Raw genomic sequence first — 2,301 nt, 5'->3', positions numbered from 1 at the left:
GTGTGGCCGTGCGCCCGGCCGTGCGCTCTGGCCCGCTCCGAACGCAAGCGCTTCGATGGTTCCTGCGTGGGTCGGCCCGCCGAACTGGACTCGGTGGGCTGGGGGACACCGCCGCCCCAATCCCCGCGGGCGGCGAACCGGTCCGGGAGGTGGCGAACACCTCCCGGACTGTGCGCCGTACGGGTGGGGTTCCGGAAAAGCGGACGCGCGGACCGGCGCACCGGGGGGATGCGCCGGCCCGCACGTCATCGCCCCGGGGCCGGGTGCCCGGGGTGCTGCGGCGGCCCTGCGGGGGAGTCGCCCGTGGTCCGGGGGCGGGCGCGCGAAGGTGGCCCCGGCGTGCCGCCGGGAGCGAAACGCGCGGTTCCACCGCGATCGGAAAATGGCCGGATAGCGCCGGTCGGACAGAGCGCCGTGAAGCCCCGCGACCATGGCCAGATCACGCCTGTACCGGTGCCACGCCGGGGCGGGGGCAGCCACCGGGGGCGGACGCCTCAACTCCCGCACGGCCCACTTCCGTTGCCGGGGAGTCCACGGAGCGGTGGTCAGGCCTTTGCCAGGGGCGCATGCACAGCCGGTGTGCGCCGCCCGTACCCCCTCCCGGGTGCCGTTGTCGTGGCAGCATGTCCCGCAACGGCGTTCCCGTGTCCTGGTACGCCGGTTCGTCCACAGCCTGTGGAGGCGGCGATGCGTTGGTTGGTGGGGTGGAGCAGTATCGCCGCGAGCTTCGGCACCGTGGGCGCGGTCGGTCCCCACGGGGAGGGGCGCACCGTCCATCCGGTGGGCTCCCAGCTCCTGTGGGGGGACCCGGACCCGCTCTGGGCCGTGGGCGACTGGCGCCCCGACGAGATCCGCGTCATCACGGTCGCGACCCGTGACGGGGCGCCCACCACCCGCCTCGCCGTCCTCGGCTGCTGCGGGGCCACCGACGAACAGCTGCGCCTCGGGCTGCTGGCCGCCCGCGGCGGAGCGCTGCGCCACCTCACCGCCTGGCCCGGCAGCTACACGGCCGTCGTACAGATCGGCCGCCGCATCACCGTCGCCGGGGACCTCGCCGGAGCCCGCCCCGTCTTCCACACGCCCTGGGCCAACGGCACCGCGTACGCCACCGCCGCCCTGCCGCTCGCCGACCTCATCGAGGCACAGCTGGACATCGGGCACCTCGCCGCGCTGCTGGCCTGCCCCGAGACCCCGGAGGCGCTGGGCGACGGCACACCGTACGCCGGGGTGAAGCGGATCCCGCCCGGGCACGCGCTGATCCTCCGGGAGGGCTCACGCGAGATCACCGGCTACGAGGCGGTGGCCTCGCTCGCCGTGGCGGCAGCCGAGACCGATCCGGTGAGTGCGGTCGAAGGGGTGCGGGACGCGCTCGTCGAAGCCGTACGCGCCCGGCTCACGGCCCCGCGCCACGCCCCGGAAACCCTCCCGCCCGACCCCGGCCCCGTCCCCGGCATGGGGCCCGCCGAACGCCGCGCCGCCCGGGGGGCGCCCGTCCCCGGCATCGGTTCGGACCTGTCCGGCGGCAGTGCCTCCGCCACGCTCGCCCTGCTGGCGGCGGGACTGCCCGGACTGCCGGGCACCGTGCTCGGCCATGGCACGGGTGCGGGCGAACGGCTCCTCGCCGTCACGTTCAACGACCTCTCCGCGCAAGGCCACGAGGACGAGCTGGAGCGCGCCCGGGTCATCGCGGCCAACCCCCGCCTGCACCATGTGGTCGTGGCGGCGGGCGAGGAGGCCCTGCCGTACGCGTCGCTGGAGAGCGGCCCGCTCACCGACGAGCCCGCCCCCTCCCTCGTCGTCGCCGAGCGCCACCGCCGGCGGCTGGCCGCGGGCAGCGCCGACCACTTCGTCGGCCACGGCGCCCGTCAGGTCCTGGACGCGCACCCCGCGCGGCTGGCCGACCTCCTCATGGACCGGCGCAGACGCCACCTCCTGCGGCCCGTCGCCGCGCTCGCCAGGGCCGAAGGGCCCTCCACGCATTCCCTGTTCGTCCCCCTGGCCGTCTACCGGGCCGCCCGCCGGCTGGCCCGTACGTCGTACCGCACCGGGCTCGAAACGGCGGCGTCCCTGCTGCCCGAAGCGAACCGGGACGCTCCCGGCCTCGACACCCCGGCCGACGCGTCGCTCGCCTCCCTCGCCTGGTCCCGGCCCGGCCCCGCCGCCCGCTGGCTCACCGGGGAGGCACTCGCGGAAGTATCGGTTCGTCTCCAGGAGGCGGCGGTCCGGCCCGCGTCGGTCCAGCGTCCGGGGGAGGCCAGGGCGCGGGCGGCGCTGGCCCGGCACGCGGCCGACCAGCGGATC

The 2,301-nt window shown here is 76.7% G+C and carries 1 protein-coding gene; it reads left to right on the top strand.

Features of this window, described 5'->3' with window-relative positions; translation table 11 throughout:
- Positions 1–687: 687 nt before the first annotated feature.
- Positions 688–2,301 (top strand): asparagine synthase (locus VN520_RS18955; protein ID WP_325748108.1); only part of this gene is annotated, 1,614 nt, incomplete at its 3' end.

This window comes from Streptomyces sp., from assembly GCF_035563135.1.
In the GTDB taxonomy this organism is placed as follows: domain Bacteria; phylum Actinomycetota; class Actinomycetes; order Streptomycetales; family Streptomycetaceae; genus Streptomyces.
The sequence above is the reverse complement of the archived record's forward strand: the minus strand, read 5'-3'. Positions and strand labels throughout refer to the sequence as shown.